Here is an 18576-nt window from a genome sequence, read left to right on the forward strand (position 1 = left end):
ACCGCCAAGGAGAGCACAATGACAACGATTACTCGCGTCGACATTCAAGACATTCGCTTCCCCACCTCGCGTTCGCTGGATGGCTCGGATGCCATGAATGCTGCGCCAGACTACTCTGCCGCCTACGTCATCCTACACACCGATGACGGCAGCCCAGAGGGGCACGGTTTAACCTTTACCATTGGCCGCGGTAACGAGATCGTGGTCACAGCGCTCCAGTCGCTGGCGCCACTGATTGAAGGTAAAACGCTTTCCTCAATTACCGACAACATGGGCACCTTCTGGCGGGAAATCACTGGTGACAGCCAGCTACGCTGGATTGGCCCCGATAAAGGCGCGATTCACCTGGCGACCGCCGCCATCGTCAACGCCGTGTGGGATATGTGGGCGAAAAAAGAAGGCAAGCCGGTGTGGAAACTGCTGGTGGATATGACGCCGGAACAGCTGGTGCGCTGTCTCGACTTCCGTTTTGTGACGGATGCATTAACGCCAGAAGAAGCGATCTGCCTGCTACGCCGCCAAGCCCCCGGCAAAGCGGCACGAGAAGCCGAAATGCGCAGTGATGGCTACCCCGGCTACACCACCTCCGCAGGCTGGCTGGGTTACAGCGACGAGAAAGTGCGCGGCCTGGCGCGTGAAGCGCTGGCCGAAGGCTGGACGCACTTCAAACAGAAAATTGGCGGCGACATCGAAGAGGACGCCCGCCGTGCAGCGCTGCTGCGCGATGAGATCGGCTGGGACAACGTGCTGATGATGGACGCCAACCAGGTGTGGGAAGTCGACGAGACGATCACCAAAATGCGCCGCCTGGCCGAGTTTGACCCGCTATGGATCGAAGAACCCACCAGCCCTGACGACATTCTCGGCCACGCCGAGATCCGCCACCGTGTGGCACCCATCGGCGTCGCCACCGGCGAGCACTGCCACAACAAGGTGATGTTCAAGCAGTTCTTCCAGGCGGATGCCATCGACTACTGCCAGTTGGATGCCGCACGCTTGGGCGGGCTAAATGAGGTTATCCTCGTGGTGCTGATGGCCGCTAAATTCGGTGTACCGATTTGCCCCCATGGCGGCGGCGTAGGGCTATGCGAATACACTCAACATATCTCGCTATTCGACTACATTGCGGTATCCGGCAGCCTTGAAGGCCGCGTACTGGAGTACGTAGATCACCTTCACGAGCACTTTATCGACCCGGTAGTCATCAACCGTGGCCGCTATCAGGTGCCCGAAGCGCCGGGGTACAGCATTGCCATGCACGCAGAATCCCAAGCACAGCACCGCTTCCCAGAGGGTGCAGCCTGGCAGGAAGAGCGTTAATGACCGACACCACCACCTTTCTAAATGAGTTAACCAGCCTGCTCGGCGAGCGCGGTTTACTGCGTGAACCGGACGCCATGGCGCGCTACGTGAGCGATTGGGCAGGCGATACGCTGGGCATGCCGCTGGCCGTGGCTCGCCCGGCCAATACCGCTGAAGTCGCCGAGGTAGCAAAGCGCTGCTATGCACAAGGTGTCGCGATGACACCCCAGGGCGGCCATAGCGGCTTAGTGGCAGGCGCCTTGCCCGCAGCCAATGGCCAGGAGCTGGTAATCAGCTTAGAGCGCTTAAATAGCGTGCGGGCCATTGATCCGGTCAATTTCACTATCACGGTAGACGCGGGCTGTATCCTTGAAAACGTTAAGCTGGCCGCCTTTGATCATGATTGCGACTTTCCCCTCTCGCTAGGGGCTCAAGGAAGTTGTCAGATTGGCGGTAACATCGCTACCAACGCAGGCGGGCTTAACGTGTTGCGCTACGGCATGATGCGCGAGCTGGTGCTGGGCCTTGAAGTAGTGCTCCCCGACGGACGTATCTGGGAAAGCCTGAATGCGTTGCACAAGGACAATCGCGGTTACGACCTTCAGCAGCTGTTTCTGGGTAGCGAAGGCACCTTGGGCATCGTCACCGGGGCGGTGTTAAAACTATCACCGCGCCCAACCCAAAACCGGACGGCGCTGCTGGGACTGCCCTCCGTTCAGGCGGTGATTGATCTTTATGGTTTGGCGCGCCGGGAGTGCTGCGATCTGCTAACGGCTTTCGAGCTGATTCCCCGCCGCTGTATAGAGCTGGCGATTGAAGCGACGCCAGAGCTACGCGATCCACTTGGAGACGCCTACCCCTGGTACGTGCTGATGGAGGTCGCTGCCACGGGGCCAGTCGATCTGAGTGCCTTGCTGGAAGCGCTGCTGGAAACCGGCATGGAGCGCGAGCTGGTGCTGGATGGCGCGCTAGCCTCTAGCGATACCCAGTCCGCCCAGCTGTGGCAGTTCCGCGAAAGCATGCTGGAAGGCCAACGGCGGCGCGGAGAGCATCTGCGCACCGATATCTCGGTACCCATCTCGGCGATTCCGGACTTCGTGAGCCGGGCAAGCGAGGTGGTGATGGCGGCGTCACCCGAGTGCGACATTATTGCCTACGGCCATGTAGGCGACGGCAATCTGCACTTCAATATCCTACCGCCCACGGCAATGGCGGATAGCGATAAGAAAGCCCATCTGCACGAGCTTGAAGAGCGTCTTTTTGAGGTGCTGGATGACTTCCACGGCAGCATCAGCGCTGAGCATGGCATTGGCCGCACCAAGCAAGCGCCTTATTTGGCGCGGCTATCGCCGATTGAGCGGGAGATGGTCAGCGGCGTTAAAGCGCTATTCGACCCCAAAGGATTGATGAACCCAGGAAGGATTTTGCCTGCTGGGGAGTAATCCCCAGCATGGTTCATCACTATTTGGTTCATTCGTGCTTGAATCGCCCCGCTAGACCGCGCAGCGCATTGGCGTAAAGCAGCGTATCAATCCCGACACCAACGAAGGTACAGCCCGCGGCGAGATAGCCGCGGGCTGCCTGCTCGTCCACCGTGACAATACCCGCTGCCTTGCCCGCAGCGCGTATCTTGTTAATGGCGTCACTAACCGCTTCTGTCACTTCAGGGTGGTTGGCATTGCCGAGATGCCCCATAGACGCCGACAAATCCGCCGGGCCAATAAACACCCCATCGACACCGTCTACTGCAGCGATAGCCTCCAGGTTAGCAAGCGCCTGGGGGCTCTCCACCTGCAGCATAAGGCAGATTTCATCATCAGCGCGGGAGAGGTAATCTTCTGCCTGCCCCCAGCGCGAGGCGCGTGCCAGCACATGACCAACCCCACGAATACCGTGAGGCGGATAGCGTGTGGCCGCCACCAGTTCAGCCGCTTGTTCGGGAGTCTCGACCATGGGGATGAGCAGGTTCTGCACGCCAATATCCAGGTAGCGCTTGATCAGCACCGCATCACCAGTGGGTGGACGTACCACCGGGTGGCTTTGATAGGGGGCCAGCGCCTGCAGCTGAGCAAGCAGGCTAGCTAGATCATTAGGGGAATGTTCCGCATCGATCAATAGCCAGTCGAAGCCCGCCGTGGCGGCAATCTCAGCGGTGTAAGCACTGGTCAAGCCGAGCCAAATTCCTGTTTGGGGTTGGCCCGCCAGTAGCTGTTGCTTAAACGCGTTGTGCGGCATTTTCATACGGGTTCCTTCTGAATTAGTACCCCATGATATCTGGCAGCCAAGTGGCCAACCCTGGCACGGCAATCAACAGCAAAATGGTCGCTATGATCGGCAGCAGGAACGGTAGTATCGCGGTCACCACTTGGCCATAACGCAGCCGTGTAATGCCCACCATTAAAAACAGCACCGTGCCAAATGGCGGCGTAATGACCCCCACCGATAGCGTGATCACCATCACGATACCGAAGTGAACAGGGTCTAATCCGGCGCTTAGCGCTGCGGGCACCACAATGGGGGTAAAAATCAGGATGCTTTCGATCACTGACATAAAGCAGCCGATCAGCAAAAAGAACAGTGCAAAACAGAGTAGCAGCGCAAACATCGGCATATCGATGCTGGCGACCTGACCCGCTAACGCCTGAGGAATGCCCATGCGCACCAGTATCCAGCCATAAAAGCTGGAGACCGCAATAATCAGCAAGATAACTGCACTGAACATCAGCGTGCGACTGAAGGCGTTATAGAGATCCTTCCAATTCAAATCGCGGTAGATCAGTCCACCTAGAATGATCGCGTAGAGCGAGGCAATAGCGCCCGCCTCGGTGGGCGTGAAGAAACCGCCCCAAATACCACCGACGATAATCGCTGGCATCATCAAAGGCAAAATAGCGCGTTTACCGGTGCGGACAACTTCGCAGGCGTCAAAAGGCGTGGGTTTAGGCATCACCACCCTACCGCTGGCAGACAGCAGCACGGTCATTCCCATCAGCAGCAGTGCCATCAAGATACCTGGCAGTAGCCCCGCCATAAACAGCCCACCAATACTCACATTGGCCAGCCAGCCATAAACAACGAGCGCGATACTGGGCGGCAGAATTGGCCCGATTACGCTGGAGGCGGCAGTGATGCCGGTTGAGTAACCCAACTCGTAGCCACGCTCTTTCATCGCCTTGATTTCGATACTACCCAGCCCGGCGGCATCGGCCACCGCGGTGCCCGACATCGTGGCAAAGATAGAGCTGGCCACCACGTTGGCGTGTCCCAAACCACCCTTGGTAAAGCCCACCAGCGCGGTAGCGAAATCGAAAATGCGCGTGGTGGTGGAGCCAATATTCATAATATTGGCGGCCAGGATGAACAGCGGAATCGCCAGCAGGGTAAAGTTATTGAGGGTTTGCACCATGCGCAGCGGGAGTAACTCGACGGGTAGCCCGCCGGCACCGGTGGCGAATAACGCGATAAACGAGGTCACGCCAATGGCGACCACCACGGGCAAGCCAATGGCCATCAGAACTAACAAGCCACCGACGAAAATCAGTAGTTCAGTCATGGTTGTGAGACCTCCTCTTCATGGGACGTTTCCAACCACACCACCGGGCCGCGCAACGTTTGCCAAAAGGCAATGAGTGCCATGCCCACAAAGCTGAAAAAGATGCCGTAATAGAGATAGCTGAAACTGATACTTAACGAGACGGTTTTATTGTTGGCGCTCATGTCCGACATGATCCAAGCCCCCCAGGCGGCCAGTGCAAAAAAGCCGCAGGAGATCAGCGCAGTGAGACGGTACTGGATATTCTTACCCAGCCCAGAAAGCTTATGGCTGAACAGGTCGACCACCAGATGCTCGCTGCGTACCCAGGCGGATAGCGACCCGAAGCCAATCGCGTAAATCGCCAGCATAGACGCCACCTCTTCGGTCCAGGGCATCCCCAGCCCCAGCAGGTCACGGGCAATTACGGCCGCCACGATCAGCAGCAGAATGGCTGCCATAAGCGCCACGCCCACCCCATCGCACAGGCGTGTAACGCCGCGCAGCGTATAGAAAGCAATTCGATCTGGCCCCTTGCTGGGCGCTACCGCGTCTTCCACTGGAGAACTCCTTACCCTGACTGCTTTTTAGTCTTACATGAAAACTTATTTGTAATGAAGAAAAACGACGGCCCGATGGGCCGCCGCAATTTCTGTTCAGCGCGTTTTACTCGCTGTCGTTACCCAGCGCATCTTCACGAACGCCCTCGGCCATGTCAGCCATGACACGATCGATAGCCGGTAACGCTGCCTCGCGGAAAGGCGCAACATCCGGCTCAATGACGGTCATGCCTTCATCCTGCAGGGCTTCCAGATAGAACTCGTCGAGTTCGCGTTCTTGCTCTGAACCATACTGGCGTGCCACCTCAATGGCTTCTTCGATCAGCGCTTGATCTTCCTCTTCTAGACCATCCCACCAGCGAGAACTAGCTACCCAGCTCCACGGAAACTGCACATGGCTGGTCATGATTAGGTAGTCCTGCACTTCCCATAGACGACGGGTATAAGGCGAGGAGAGCGAGTTCTCGTGGCCATCGACCTGGCCGGTCTGCATGGCGAGATAAATCTCTGGTGCCGGTACGTTGACTACCTGAGCCCCAATCTCTTCCCACACTTCCAGCCATACCGGCAGCGAAGGCAGGCGCAGGCGGAAGCCATCCAGATCATCTGGGGTATGTATCTCTTTATTGGCGGTCATGTGGCGGGGCCCGCGATGCTGCAGGCCAAAATATTTCAGGCCGCCCTGGCTTTCTGCTTTCTCGACCAGCGCTTGGCCGGAAGGGCTCTCCATATAGGCGTCGACTTCATCCCAGGTAGTGAACACAAAGGGAACCGTAATAGCGTCGTATTCAGGCGCATACTGTTGACGCCAGTTACCACCGGTTAGGGATAGCTGGGTTTGGCCCAGGTTAAGCAGTTCCAACACGGCATTCTCACCGCCCAGAGAACCCGCTAAAAAGGGGCGAACTTCAAAGCGCCCGGGGGCCTGTTCCTCTAAATATTCCGCAAAGCGTTCCACGGCAGCGCTTTCCGAACCGCCTTCGCTCATGGTGTTGTTGACTTGAATTTCGATGGGGTTAGCTAAAACGAACGGCGCCGTCGTTAGCATTCCTAGGGTAGCCAGCGTGGCAAGCAATTGTTTCCGCATGGGATGACTCTCTACGGTTGTCGTTATTGGGTGTGGTTCTTTATAGCTCCTGTAGGCAAGAGCTTTATGTCGCTTGCCTGATCTTGAAACAAGCAGCCGAAGGGCTCAAATCGACGTTCAAGAAGGATGACTTCGTTAAATACGATGGCTAGAAACGCCGGTATGACGCGCTTTTTAACCGAGGCGCTTGCGGCCATACGACCAAAGATGAATACCTGACCGCCTTCGCTGCTCTTTCAAAAGCCCTCTCAATAGGCTGTGAAGGCATACTTCAGCGCCGCTGCTCAAGGCATTTTGCCACCACAAGATATTTGCCAGCTTTCACGAAGCACGAAGCCATTTGCAGACTTTTGCAATTAGTCCTCGCCCGCCTTCTGGGTAAGGTGGTCTACCAAGTGTCGCGCAGTGACATGCAAAGAGGCGTAGCGGCGCATGCCAATCACCAGCTCACGCTGGGCCCAAGGGTCGCTAAGCGGAATGCTTTTGAGCTGTAAATCCCCCAGATCACGATAGATGGTCTGCTCAGGGAGTACGCCAACGCCCATGCCGTGGTGAATCATCCGGCAAATAGCGTCAAAGCTACGTACCTGAATGCGCATACGCAGCGCTTTGCCTGCCAGGTTAGCTTGTTCATTCAACAGCGATTGCAGCGAGGCGTCCTGCTGTAAGCCAATAAAGTCGAAAGCCAGCGCTTCATTAAAAGCGATGCTTTCACGCTCAGCCAAGGGGTGATCAATGGGCGTCATTAACACGAGTCGGTCATGTCGATAGGAGAGCTGCTGGAGGTCAGGCGCTGCCACATGCCCGGCGAAAATGCCGATATCGGTTAATCCATCACGGACGGCGGCAATGATTTCGCTACTGACTCGCTCCTGAAGGTCGATCTTAATTTCGGGATAAAGCCGGGAGAAAGCGCTGAGATCTTGGGGAAGAAAAGCAATGATCGCCGAGGTATTGGAGTGGATACGCACATGGCCGCGCACGCCTTCGCCGTACTCGCTGAGTTCCGCATGCAGGCGCTCGATGTTATCCATAATGCGCCGGGCATGGTGCAAAAATGCCTGACCCGCAGGCGTGAGCTCCACACCCCGCGGACGGCGATACAGCAGCGTCGTGCCGACCAGCGCTTCCAGGTCGCTTATTCGCTTGCTCACTGCAGCGAGTGCTAAGTGCTCTCGCTCGGCAGCGGCGGTCAGGCGGCCTTCATCCGCTACGGAAATAAACAGTTTGAGGGTGACAAAATCGAAGCGGCGCATGACACATGACTCCCATAAGACAGGCGGATTATGCTAACGCACACCTTCGCTAACCACGAACCCTTTGTTACCGATTGCCTAATTGTCGCCCTGGATCGGCTCACGCATGCTGACAATAAATGATGATAACGACAAATAGAGGAAAGCCTTAATGAATGCTCCCGAAGCCCGCCAGCTTCCGCTCCAAGGCTTGAAAGTGCTTGAGCTTGGTCAACTGATTGCGGGGCCTTTCGCCACCAAACTGCTGGGGGAATTCGGTGCCGATGTGATCAAAATCGAACCGCCAGGCACCGGCGACCCACTTCGCAAATGGCGAATGATAGAGGATGGCACCTCGCTTTGGTGGCACGTCCAGACCCGTAACAAGCGCTCGGTGGCGCTGGACTTGCGCAGTGAAGAGGGCCAAAAGCTGGTGCGCCAACTCGCCGCCGAGGCGGACGTGGTAGTGGAGAACTTCCGCCCCGGCACGCTAGACAACTGGGGGCTGGGCTGGGAAGCACTCTCCAAACTCAACCCTCGGCTGATCATGGTGCATATTTCCGGCTATGGGCAAACCGGGCCTTACCGCGATAAGCCCGGTTTTGGCGTGATTGGTGAAGCCATGGGCGGGCTGCGCTACCTCACCGGCCAACCGGGCGAGCCTTCGGTGCGCGTTGGCGTGAGTATTGGTGATTCACTTTCCGCGCTCTATGCCGTGATTGGTACCTTGCTGGCACTCCAAGAGCGCAACCGCAGTGGCCTGGGCCAAGAGATCGACGTCGCGCTGTATGAGTCGGTGTTTGCGATGATGGAGAGCCTGCTGCCTGAGTTCGATGCCAGCGGCCAGGTTCGCGAACCGAGCGGCAGCGCCCTCCCCGGCATAACCCCTTCAAATGCCTACCGCTGCCAAGGCGGCGATTACGTGCTGATTGCCGGCAATGGCGACAGTATCTTCAAGCGCCTGATGGGCGTGATTGGCCGTGAAGACTTAGCCAACGACCCGGCCCTGGCCCATAACGATGGGCGTAGCCAGCAAGCCGAAATGATTGATGCCGCGATTCAAATGTGGACGGAAGAGCGCCCACGGGATGCCATTTTACAGGCACTGGATGACGCCCGCGTGCCCGCAGGCTACCCCTACACTGCCGAAGATATCGCCTTTGACCCTCACTACTTGGCGCGGGAGATGATTCAAACCTTTACACGGCCTAATGGCGAACCGCTAAAAGTACCCGGCGTATTGCCAAAGCTTAGCGCTACGCCAGGGCGAATCGGCGACGGCGGCCCCACCCTTGGCCAGCATACCGACGACGTGTTGGATGAGCTGGGTATTGATCACGAAACCCGCGCCAAGCTGCGCCAAGTGGGCATTATTTAGGGAGTGTTTTTTATGAAGTTGGTAACACCTTGCCCCACCAAAATCGAGATTAACGAAGTTGCCCCCCGGGACGGCCTGCAGATTGAAGCGCGGTTTGTGCCGACGGAAGAGAAAATCCGCTGGATCGATGCGCTCTCTACCACTGGCCTACGGCGTATTGAAGCAACGTCGTTCACATCGCCTAAAGCGATCCCCAACCTGCGCGATGCCGCTGAAGTGGTGACCGGCATTCAGCGCCGGGAAGGGGTCGATATCACCGTACTGGTGCCCAACGTCAAGGGCACCGAGCGGGCGCTCGCCTGCCAGGTGGATGAGATCAATCTGGTGATGTCGGCCAGCAATAGCCACGGGCTGGCCAATCTGCGCATGACGCCGGAACAGTCGCTAGAGCAGTTCGCGGCGATTGTAGAAGTCAGTAAAGAGAGCGGGGTATTTATCAATGCCTCTCTATCCACGACCTTTGGCTGCCCCTTTGAAGGCGAGGTGCCCGAGGCGCGGGTACTGGAACTTGTTGAAAAGCTGATTGGCCTTGGCATTCAGGGCGTCACACTCTGCGATACCACCGGCATGGCCAACCCTGCCCAGGTCAAACGCCTGTGCGAAACCGTGCTTGAACGCTGGCCGGAAACGCCGTTCACGCTGCACTTCCACAACACGCGCGGAATGGGCTTAGCCAATGCATTGGCGGCTTGGCAGGCGGGTATCAGCCGCTTCGATTCCTCCTTAGGCGGGCTGGGCGGCTGCCCCTTTGCTCCGGGTGCAACGGGCAATGTATGCACCGAGGATCTGGTGCATATGTTTGAGTCCATGGGCGTTGATACTGGCGTCGATCTGGATGCACTGCTGGAGATCGCCGCCACCCTCCCCGACCTTATCGGCCACGATGTGCCGGGGCAGGTGGTAAAAGCCGGGAAATCGACCCGGCGTTATGCGATGCCGCCTAATGCTCAAACCTGAGAGTTAGGCAGGCCCAATCACATGCTTCACTTCAAGGTAAGCACTTAGCCCCCAGGGGCCAAGTTCACGCCCAATGCCGCTACGCTTGAAGCCACCCCAGGCGGTTTCGGGTAGCACCAACTGCTCGCTGTTGTACCAGATGCTGCCAGCCTTGAGCTGGCGGCCGATGCGTTTTGCCCGCTCAGGGTCACCGCTGATCACCGTTGCCGCCAAGCCAAAGCTGCTGTCGTTGGCAAGCTGAATGGCTTCGGCTTCACTTGCCACGCTGCGTGCGCAGAGCACCGGGCCAAAAACCTCTTCTTTCCATAGGCGGCTCTCGAGCGGCACGTCGCGATAAAGCGTGGGTGCCAGGAAGTAGCCCTGGGCAGGCAGCGTGCGGTGTTGACCGTCGCGCACCACCGTAAGACCTTCCTGCGCAGCAATATCCAGATAGCGCTGCACCGCGTCGCGCTGTTTGGCGCTAGTCAGCGGGCCTAAGTCGGTGCCTTCGGCAAGCGGGTCGCCCAGCGTAATCGCATCCATACGCTCTGAAAGCGCAGCGTAGAGTGCTTCTGCTACGTCTTCGTGCACCAATAAACGAGAGGTCGCAGAGCAGATCTGCCCGGCGTTGAAGTAGATGCCGGCCATTACCCAGTCAGCGGCTTGGGCAGGATCAGCGTCTTCCATCACCAGAATCGGAGACTTTCCACCCAGTTCCAGCGATACGCCAGCGGTGCGAGCGCTGGCCGCTTGCATCACCGTTTCGCCTACCCGGTTACTGCCCGTAAAAGAGATTTTATCTATGCCAGGGTGATTTGTGAGCGGTGCACCGATGCCTTCGCCGTCGCCATTGAGCAGGTTCAGCACACCCGCGGGTAGCTCAACCTCTAACGCAATTTCTGCAAGCACTTGCTCGGGTAGCGGCGTCACTTCCGAAGGTTTTAGCACCACCGTACAGCCAGCGGCCAAAGCGGGCGCCAGCTTCCAGGCGCTGGTGACCAGCGGGAAATTCCACGGCGTTATTAATCCCACAACGCCAGCGGGGTCGTGGTAAGTGCGCGCCTCAACGCCCTCCATTTCCACATTAACCAACTCCCCCTGACGGGCATCCAGCGCCTTGGCCTGCTTGGCATAGTAGCGGTAGCAGGCAATCGCATCGTCCAGATCAATACCCGCTTCCGCCAGTGGCTTACCGTTATTGGTCGCCGAAAGCGTCATCAGCGCCTCCCGACGGGCTTCCAGTGCATCGGCAAATCCATCAAGGTAGTTTGCACGTGCGGTACCGCCCAACGCCTGCCAAGCAGGCTGCGCCTGCTGGGCCGCCGTTACGGCGGCGTTTACATCCGCGGCATCCCCCGCAGTAACCTGAGCAATGCGCTCTTCGCGGTAAGGATTCATCACATCGAGCAGTCGAGTGCCCGCTGAAGCGACCCACTGGTTATTGATAAATTGCTTGTTGATAAAGCGATTGTTAATACACTGCTCGCTGAGTGACTGCATGGAAATATCCTAGTCAGAAAATGTGCACGCACGCTGCCAAGCAGCGGCGTCAATTTCGATCAGTAAAGGCCCACTCGCTTCGCGATTGGCGAGCGCCTCGGCAAACTCGGCGGGGCTTTCTACCAGTATGCCGGGGCAACCAAAGCCTTCAGCCAGGGTGAGAAAGTTGGGTGCCTGAATATCCACGCCCAAGCGGGCCACGCCATTAGCATCCATATAGCGACGAATCTCTTCGTAGCCAGCGTTGTGCCAAAGCACAATCACTACGGGCAGGCGCTCTTCTACCGCCGTTGCCATTTCCGAGAGGGTAAACATCACCCCACCATCACCAACGAGAGCCACCACGGGCAGATCAGGCCGTGCCAGTTGGGCACCCAACGCCGCCGGTAGCCCATAGCCCAAGGTGCCGTAACCCGTTGAGGCATTGAAATAGCGCCGGGGTGCTGGCTGACTGACCAAGTGGTTACCGGCATAGACCGGCGCGGTGGAGTCGCCCACCAGAATCGCCTCGGGGAGATAATCAGCCAGGTTTTTATAAAGCGGCACAAAGTCGGCAAAAGCAGGATCGTTTACCAAATTAAGCGCGCCCAACGCTGCGGCGGTTCGCTCAGTGCCTTGACGCTTCAGTGGTTCGGGGAAGTGACCAAGCAGAAGCTCCAAACTTCGCCCTGCATCGCCCACTAGGCCAAGCGTGGTGCACTGATTGCGAACTAGCTGCTCAGGGTCGAGGTCGATACGAATCAGCGTGCCGTTGAGGTGAAAGCCGCCATCAAAAACGACGTCATAATCGGTCTCACCCAACTCGGTACCTATCGCCAGAATCACATCGGCGTTGGCGGCTAGTTCACGAACCGCGGGCAGTGCGGCATTGGCGCCCAAATCCAGCGGGTGGTCGCGGCCTAGCAGCCCTTTGGCATTAATCGTCGTTACCGTCGGGGCATCGAGCTTTTCTACCAATGCTCGCGCTGCTTCCGGCGCTGAAGCGCAGCCTCCGCCCAATAGCACCAGGGGCTGTTTCGCCGCTTGAAGCAAGCGTGCAGCCTCGACCAAGCCTTCTGGATCAGGCACCGCGCGATAAAGCGTAGGCGCTTGCCAACTGGCCGGCACATCCACCGGGGCATTAAACAGATCGATAGGGATTTCAATATGCACCGGGCCTGGGCGCGCGCCGTTGAAAACGGCGAAGGCGCGGGCCAACACCTCGGGCAGTGTATTGGCATCCAACAGGGTGTGGCTAAACCGCGCCACGCCGCTGATCATCTGCTGTTGGCTGGGCAGCTCGTGCAGCCGCCCTTGGCCTAAGCCCAAGGTATCGCGGCGGTTGACGCTGGAGATCACCAGCATGGGGATGGAGTCCGCCAGGGCCTGGCCCATGGCGGTGGCAATGTTAGTCATGCCCGGCCCGGTGATAATCAGGCATACCCCCGGTTGGCCGCTGGCGCGGGCATAGCCGTCGGCCATAAACCCCGCGCCCTGCTCATGGCGCGGGGTTATATGCTGCACATCGCTGCCTTCCAGACCACGATAAAGCTCTATCGTATGCACGCCGGGGATGCCGAACAGGGCGCTCACCCCGTAAGTCTCCCGCAGCAGCCGAATGAGTAGCTCTGCACAGGTCATGGCGGGTTGTTTACGTGCTTCTTCAACGCTCATTACAGTCCCCTTAGAAGAAAAATGTATGGGCCATAAAGGCGATGATGGGCAGCGTAATCGCGGTACGCAGCAGAAAGATGGCCACCAGTTCCCAGAGTTTGATGGGGATTTTCGACTTGAGCAGCAGCGCGCCTATTTCAGACATGTAAATCAGCTGGGTCAGGGAGAGACAGGCAATCACAAAGCGAGTGAGCTCGCTTTCAATATTGGTCGCTAATACCGCCGGTAGGAACATATCGGCAAAACCAACCAGCGTGGCGGGTGCTGCCGCTTCTGCCTCTGGAATACGCAACAGTTCCAGCACCGGTACCATCGGGTAAGAGAGCCATGTAAACAGCGGGGTAAACTCCGCCAGAATGAGCGCCACCGTGCCAATGGCAAACACCAAGGGTAGTAAACCTAGGAAAATATCCATCACGTTGAGCAGCGCCAAACGTGCTAGTTCGCGAGGACCGGGAGCACCAGCGGCGCGATTGGTGGCTTGAATCAAGCTATAGCGGAACAGGCCGACTTTTTCGGTACGTTCTTCGTTTAACTGACAGCCGACCGGCTCATAGTAATCATTGGACTTGCGCGATAGCGGTGGGATTCGCGGCACAATGACCGCAGCGATTAACCCTGCCACCACGACCGTCGTGTAAAACTGCACAAATAGGTGGTTAATATCGACGAAGCTCGTCACTAACAGCGCAAAGGCGATGGATACCACAGAGAAGTTGGTAGCAATGACAGAGGCTTCGCGGCCATTGTAATAGCCCTGCTCATACTGCTGCGTGGTAATGAGCACACCCACGGTACCCGACCCCATCCATGAGGCAGTGGCATCAATGGCGCTGCGTCCCGGCAGGTTAAAAATTATCCGGAACGGCTTGCGTACCATGCTGCCGATAAACTCCATAAAGCCAAACTCGACCAGAAACGGTAGCAACAGCGCGGCAAAGAAGAAGAAGGTTAAGAGCACCGGCGCAAGATCATTGAGCATGACGCCACCGGTAAAGGAGGCAGTGACGAATTCAGGCCCAAACTGGAAATAGGTCATCACCGCAAACAGTGCGCCTATTACGCGCATAGCCAACCACAGCGGCCCAACATGAAACATCTCATGCAACATGCCTTTTTTGGCCCAGGCTGGATCAGCCAGTTTGGCATAAACAGTGATTATCACTGACAGACAAAGCACGACTACCGCGATAGCAGGCAGCGCTGAGCCTAATAGCGTTTGCAAGCCTTCCGCCATGAGGCCCATACCAATATTGATGGTATCGCCAAATTGAAAAGGGACGAGAAACAGCAAAACCCCAATTAAAGAAGGCACTATAAACTTCAGTAAATGCGCCTGGGGGATCGGCCCCGACGAGGTCGGCTCTTCGGTCTTAACGTTGCTATTCGACATAGGGTTCACCTATTGGAAGTGATTATTGGAGGTGGGCTGGCGGCGTCCTGGCAGGAAGTAGACCTTCCTGCCATATGTCTTTTTATTAGCGCCTTATCAGGTCGGCGCCTTTTAAATCAAAACTGTCTTAAGAGCGGCTTAGTCGCCACGCTTCACGCCCGGCAGGACGCAGAGCATTTCATACAGCAGCGTGGCGCCCATCAGTGCGGTGTTGCCGCTGGGGTCGTAGGGCGGGGATACTTCCACCAGATCACAGCCGACAATATTCAGGCCCAAGGCGCCACGAACAATTTCCAATCCCTGAGTAGACGTTAGGCCACCCATCTCTACCGTGCCGGTACCGGGGGCAACGGAGGGATCCAAACCATCAATATCGAAACTGATGTATACCGGAATATCGCCCATCTGTTCGCGCACTTCCTGCATCAACGGCGCTAGCGAGCGGTACCAGCACTCCTCAGCGGGAACAACGCGGAAACCTTGATCGCGGCACCAGTCGAAATCCTCAGCGGCGTAACCAGTACCACGCAGGCCGATTTGCACGACCTTACCGTGGGCCAGCAAGCCCTCTTCCTGAGCACGACGAAACGGCGTGCCGTGGGCAATCGGCTCGCCGAACATATGCTCGTTTACATCGGCATGGGCATCGATATGAATCAATCCCACCGGGCCATGCTTTTTGGCCATGGCGCGTAGAATTGGCAGGGTCAACGTGTGCTCGCCGCCCAGGGTCATCGGAATGCAGTCATGCTTCAGCACGTCGTCGTAGAAAGCGGTGATGATGTCGACACTTTTCGGCAGGTGAAAGGTGTTGATGGGTACGTCGCCAATATCGGCTACCTGGAGGCTTTCAAACGGCGCGGCGCGGGTTGCCATATTGTAGGGGCGCAGCATGCGCGACTCATCGCGGATCTGGCGCGGCCCGAGGCGCGTGCCGGGGCGGTTCGAGGTACCGATATCCATGGGAATGCCGATAAACGCCGCATCTAAACCTTCAGCGGTGTCTTGGGTAGGCAGGCGCATCATGGTGGCGGGGCCTGCAAAGCGCGGCATGGTGTTGCCGCCCAGCGGCTGGTTGAACTCCGACATACACATCTCCTTGGATTTGTTGTGACGATTTAGCCTATGCAACTTTCCTGACTTTCAGCATTAGCTATCTCCTATAGGCGTTGCACAGATCATGCCAAGTCGTAGATCCCTATAAAGCGGTGGGATTACCAGCCAAATGATGCAAAAATGAATCAATTTGACGCTTAATCAATTCATTATTGAATCAAAGATTCAATAATGAATTATTTGAAGGGAGTCGATGGCAGTGAGTGAAATAGACAGACGTGTGCTGCAAACCATTGTAGAGACTGCTAACGATCACTTCTTTATCGTCAGTGGCGATGGACAAATAGTCGATATTAGCCCAGGGGCCGAAGCGGTTTACGGGGTATCACGAGAAGAACTGCTCTCCAGCAGTGTGCAGCAGCTGCAAGCGGCCGGGGTGCTCAAGCCCTCTATCACCATGGAAGTGATGCGCACCCGCCGACCAGCGCAGCTAATGCAGGTCACTGGAACAGGCCGCCGGGTCATCGCCGAAGCTTACCCTGTGTTCGTCAATGGCAAGCTAGAGCGCATTATCAGCCGCTCGCGGGATTTAACCGACTTACAGCTATTGCAGGACGAATACGCGCTGCTGCAAAAACGCTTTAGCGAACACTTAAAACGCAGCCAGGCCGCCCCGGATGCGGAAGAGCAGGCGCTGGATGATGCCCTGGATAACCTGCAGGTGCGCAGCAGCGTCATGCGTGAAATTGCGCTACTGCTCAAGCGGGTCGCCCCGTCAGATGCCAATGTGCTGATGCTGGGTGAATCGGGTGTGGGTAAAACCGCCTTTGCCAAACAGCTACACCGCTGGAGCCAGCGCTGTGACGGGCCGTTTATTGACGTTAACTGCGCGGCGATTCCTGAGAATCTGTTTGAGTCCGAGATGTTTGGCTATCAGCCCGGCGCTTTTAGCGGTGCGGCGCGGCAAGGTAAGGCGGGACTGTTGGAGCAGGCCGAGGGCGGCACGCTGTTTTTGGATGAAATAGGCGAACTGCCGCTGCTAATGCAAACCAAACTGTTAAAGGTCATTCAAGATGGCAGCCTGACTCGGCTGGGTGACACTCGCTCCCGCAAGGTCAACTTTCGCTTGGTTGTGGCCACTAACCAAGACTTGGCTAAACAGGTTGAGGCTGGGCGGTTTCGGTTAGATCTTTACTACCGTCTCAATGTCATCCCGGTCACCCTGCCACCCCTTCGCGACCGCCGGGAGGATATTCCCGACCTTGTCGAAGCGTGTTTAAACCGGCTGAACCAGCGCTATGGGCGGCAAAAAATTCTCGACACCCGCGTTTGGTCAACCCTGATGGGCAGCGAATGGCTGGGCAACGTTCGTGAGTTGGAGAACTGGTTGGAACGGGCTTGGCTTTCCAGCCCCACCGATCAAATCGAGGTGCCTGCCGCTCAACCATATACCGATCAACACCATGCCAGCCTGCCGAGCTCGTCACCAGCAACGTCGATACCCGCGCTTGAGCCTCATGAAACACTTAAGCAGTATATGGCCCGCTTAGAGCGGGAAACGCTTGAGGCGCTGTGCACCACTCACCCCAGTACCTATGCCATCGCCGAGCGGCTGGGCATCAGCCAGTCCAGCGTGGTGCGTAGGCTTCAGCGCTATGGCATTAAAGTCGCCAAATGATTTTCTGCTTGACACAGCGGTTGTCATAAACGATCCATGTAAGTGTCATACAACGGCAACACCTTCAACACAAGCTGAACCAATAACAACCAACAGCCGGTGATGTGTGTGCTATGTCAAACCAATCGCGTATCCGCCTGGAACGCGTCACCAAACGTTGGGACGCGACCGCTGCTGTCGATGATATCTCCTTCGACGTCACGCCTGGGCAATTTGTCATTCTGTTAGGCCCTTCGGGCTGCGGCAAATCTACCACGCTGCGTATGATCGCAGGCTTGGAAGAGGCCAGCGGCGGGCATATCTATATTGGAGAGCGTGATGTGACACGCCTGCCACCCGGTGACCGTGGGCTGAGCATGGTGTTTCAGTCCTATGCACTGTTCCCGCATTTAAGTGTTGCCGACAACATCGTGTTTGGCCTGCGCAGTCGTAAAGTACCCAAAGCCGAACAGCGCGAACGGCTCGCCAAGGTTGCCGAGCTGGTCGATCTCACCGATTACCTGGCCCGCAAACCTGCCCAGCTCTCCGGTGGCCAGCGACAGCGAGTGGCACTGGCGCGCTCAATTATCTCCGAACACCCCATTTGCTTAATGGATGAGCCGCTCTCCAATCTGGATGCGCGGCTGCGAAGCGATATGCGCAGAGAAATCAAAGCGTTGCAAAGTCGCCTAAATATGACGGTGATTTACGTCACCCACGATCAAGTTGAGGCCATGAGTATGGGTGATCGCGTCATTCTGATGCAGCACGGCAAAATCGTGCAGGACGGTACGCCCGACGAACTTTATAACCGCCCCGCCAGCGCCTTTGCCGCAAGCTTTATTGGTAGTCCAGCGATGAATCTGCTGCCGTTGGTGGCCGGTGAGACTGGCGCCGTCATCGAAGGTGAGCCGAGCACGCCGGTGGCGCCAATGGAGGCCGCCGGTGGACACTTGGGCGTGCGCCCAGAAGATATTGAGCTACGGCCAGCGGCGTCGCCAGGCGTACCCGCCAAGGTAGTAAGTGAAGAGTACTTGGGGGCAGATACCATCGCCTATGTCGAGGTGGGCTCGCATACCCTGCGCGTTCGATTAAGCGGCAAACCGCTATTGAGCGGCCAGCCATGTAGTCTCTATTGGGCGTCCAAGAACATACACCTTTTCGATGCTAACGGCCTACGGCGCGATGATATGCCACCAAGCGATTTCGCTCCGCCAATCCGCAGCATTCCTCGTCCACCGGCGGTGGGCTCTTTCCAACACTGATCGCTTTTCAACCTTGATTCAG

The 18576-nt window shown here is 57.2% G+C and carries 15 protein-coding genes; 6 read left to right on the forward strand and 9 right to left on the reverse strand.

The features are described 5' to 3' along the window. Positions 1 to 18 precede the first annotated feature (18 nt). Positions 19 to 1320, forward strand: coding sequence for an L-fuconate dehydratase (locus Q3Y66_RS16740; RefSeq protein ID WP_008959411.1), 1302 nt, complete (start codon positions 19 to 21; stop codon positions 1318 to 1320). Continuing rightward, on the forward strand, positions 1320 to 2744 hold the full coding sequence (locus Q3Y66_RS16745) for an FAD-binding oxidoreductase (RefSeq protein WP_008959410.1): 1425 nt from the start codon (positions 1320 to 1322) through the stop codon (positions 2742 to 2744). The genes Q3Y66_RS16740 and Q3Y66_RS16745 overlap by 1 nt, the downstream gene beginning before the upstream one ends. 28 nt (positions 2745 to 2772) lie before the next feature. On the opposite strand, the gene hpaI is transcribed toward Q3Y66_RS16745, so the two are convergent. The 5 genes from hpaI to Q3Y66_RS16770 form a co-directional block, all read right to left on the reverse strand. Continuing rightward, entirely contained in the window at positions 2773 to 3543 is a 771-nt protein-coding gene (gene hpaI, locus Q3Y66_RS16750) for a 4-hydroxy-2-oxoheptanedioate aldolase (protein ID WP_008959409.1), read from the reverse strand. A 16-nt stretch (positions 3544 to 3559) separates the two neighbouring features. Further along, a complete protein-coding gene (locus tag Q3Y66_RS16755; RefSeq protein WP_008959408.1) occupies positions 3560 to 4855 on the reverse strand; it encodes a TRAP transporter large permease in 1296 nt (431 codons plus the stop codon). Next, positions 4852 to 5394 carry a TRAP transporter small permease gene (locus tag Q3Y66_RS16760; RefSeq protein ID WP_008959407.1) on the reverse strand — a complete coding sequence of 181 codons (543 nt, stop codon included), beginning with the start codon at positions 5392 to 5394 and terminating at the stop codon, positions 4852 to 4854. The genes Q3Y66_RS16755 and Q3Y66_RS16760 overlap by 4 nt, the downstream gene beginning before the upstream one ends. Before the next feature lie 106 nt (positions 5395 to 5500). Further along, on the reverse strand, positions 5501 to 6481 hold the full coding sequence (locus Q3Y66_RS16765; protein ID WP_008959406.1) for a TRAP transporter substrate-binding protein: 981 nt from the start codon (positions 6479 to 6481) through the stop codon (positions 5501 to 5503). 356 nt (positions 6482 to 6837) lie between these two features. Then, positions 6838 to 7737 (reverse strand): LysR family transcriptional regulator, encoded by a 900-nt coding sequence (locus Q3Y66_RS16770; RefSeq protein ID WP_008959404.1) that lies wholly within the window; start codon positions 7735 to 7737, stop codon positions 6838 to 6840. A gap of 151 nt (positions 7738 to 7888) precedes the next feature. On the opposite strand from Q3Y66_RS16770, the gene Q3Y66_RS16775 reads away from it, so the two are divergent. Together Q3Y66_RS16775 and Q3Y66_RS16780 are read left to right on the forward strand one after the other, a co-directional pair. Then, complete coding sequence (locus Q3Y66_RS16775; RefSeq protein WP_008959403.1) at positions 7889 to 9094, forward strand: CaiB/BaiF CoA-transferase family protein; 1206 nt, start codon at positions 7889 to 7891, stop codon at positions 9092 to 9094. 12 nt (positions 9095 to 9106) lie between these two features. After that, the gene (locus Q3Y66_RS16780; RefSeq protein WP_008959402.1) at positions 9107 to 10051 is read left to right on the forward strand and encodes a hydroxymethylglutaryl-CoA lyase; all 945 of its coding nucleotides are present in this window, start codon (positions 9107 to 9109) and stop codon (positions 10049 to 10051) included. Between the two features lie 3 nt (positions 10052 to 10054). Here the strand turns inward: Q3Y66_RS16780 and Q3Y66_RS16785 are convergent, their stop codons facing one another. The 4 genes from Q3Y66_RS16785 to speB form a co-directional block, all read right to left on the reverse strand. After that, complete coding sequence (locus Q3Y66_RS16785) at positions 10055 to 11530, reverse strand: aldehyde dehydrogenase family protein (RefSeq protein WP_008959401.1); 1476 nt, start codon at positions 11528 to 11530, stop codon at positions 10055 to 10057. A gap of 9 nt (positions 11531 to 11539) precedes the next feature. After that, complete coding sequence (locus Q3Y66_RS16790; protein ID WP_008959400.1) at positions 11540 to 13183, reverse strand: 5-guanidino-2-oxopentanoate decarboxylase; 1644 nt, start codon at positions 13181 to 13183, stop codon at positions 11540 to 11542. Between the two features lie 10 nt (positions 13184 to 13193). After that, positions 13194 to 14576, reverse strand: coding sequence for a YjiH family protein (locus Q3Y66_RS16795; RefSeq protein ID WP_008959399.1), 1383 nt, complete (start codon positions 14574 to 14576; stop codon positions 13194 to 13196). Positions 14577 to 14714: 138 nt separating this feature from the next. Then, positions 14715 to 15665 carry an agmatinase gene (speB, locus tag Q3Y66_RS16800; protein WP_008959398.1) on the reverse strand — a complete coding sequence of 317 codons (951 nt, stop codon included), beginning with the start codon at positions 15663 to 15665 and terminating at the stop codon, positions 14715 to 14717. A gap of 226 nt (positions 15666 to 15891) precedes the next feature. On the opposite strand from speB, the gene Q3Y66_RS16805 reads away from it, so the two are divergent. Together Q3Y66_RS16805 and Q3Y66_RS16810 are read left to right on the forward strand one after the other, a co-directional pair. Continuing rightward, positions 15892 to 17310 carry a sigma-54-dependent Fis family transcriptional regulator gene (locus Q3Y66_RS16805; protein WP_139041591.1) on the forward strand — a complete coding sequence of 473 codons (1419 nt, stop codon included), beginning with the start codon at positions 15892 to 15894 and terminating at the stop codon, positions 17308 to 17310. A gap of 113 nt (positions 17311 to 17423) precedes the next feature. Beyond that, positions 17424 to 18554: an ABC transporter ATP-binding protein gene (locus tag Q3Y66_RS16810; RefSeq protein ID WP_008959396.1), complete on the forward strand. Its 1131-nt coding sequence runs from the start codon at positions 17424 to 17426 to the stop codon at positions 18552 to 18554. Positions 18555 to 18576 lie beyond the last annotated feature (22 nt).

Source organism: Halomonas sp. HAL1 (assembly GCF_030544485.1).
Classification (GTDB): domain Bacteria; phylum Pseudomonadota; class Gammaproteobacteria; order Pseudomonadales; family Halomonadaceae; genus Vreelandella; species Vreelandella arctica.

Bases quoted from the DNA above. Each gene is read 5' to 3' on its own strand.
- Q3Y66_RS16770 (WP_008959404.1), bottom strand. From the start codon at position 7,737: ATGCGCCGCTTCGATTTTGTCACCCTCAAACTGTTTATTTCCGTAGCG.
- Q3Y66_RS16795 (WP_008959399.1), bottom strand. From the start codon at position 14,576: ATGTCGAATAGCAACGTTAAGACCGAAGAGCCGACCTCGTCGGGGCCG.
- Q3Y66_RS16790 (WP_008959400.1), bottom strand. From the start codon at position 13,183: ATGAGCGTTGAAGAAGCACGTAAACAACCCGCCATGACCTGTGCAGAG.
- Q3Y66_RS16785 (WP_008959401.1), bottom strand. From the start codon at position 11,530: ATGCAGTCACTCAGCGAGCAGTGTATTAACAATCGCTTTATCAACAAG.
- Q3Y66_RS16780 (WP_008959402.1), top strand. From the start codon at position 9,107: ATGAAGTTGGTAACACCTTGCCCCACCAAAATCGAGATTAACGAAGTT.
- Q3Y66_RS16740 (WP_008959411.1), top strand. From the start codon at position 19: ATGACAACGATTACTCGCGTCGACATTCAAGACATTCGCTTCCCCACC.
- Q3Y66_RS16755 (WP_008959408.1), bottom strand. From the start codon at position 4,855: ATGACTGAACTACTGATTTTCGTCGGTGGCTTGTTAGTTCTGATGGCC.
- hpaI (WP_008959409.1), bottom strand. From the start codon at position 3,543: ATGAAAATGCCGCACAACGCGTTTAAGCAACAGCTACTGGCGGGCCAA.
- Q3Y66_RS16810 (WP_008959396.1), top strand. From the start codon at position 17,424: ATGTCAAACCAATCGCGTATCCGCCTGGAACGCGTCACCAAACGTTGG.
- Q3Y66_RS16775 (WP_008959403.1), top strand. From the start codon at position 7,889: ATGAATGCTCCCGAAGCCCGCCAGCTTCCGCTCCAAGGCTTGAAAGTG.
- Q3Y66_RS16745 (WP_008959410.1), top strand. From the start codon at position 1,320: ATGACCGACACCACCACCTTTCTAAATGAGTTAACCAGCCTGCTCGGC.
- speB (WP_008959398.1), bottom strand. From the start codon at position 15,665: ATGTCGGAGTTCAACCAGCCGCTGGGCGGCAACACCATGCCGCGCTTT.
- Q3Y66_RS16765 (WP_008959406.1), bottom strand. From the start codon at position 6,481: ATGCGGAAACAATTGCTTGCCACGCTGGCTACCCTAGGAATGCTAACG.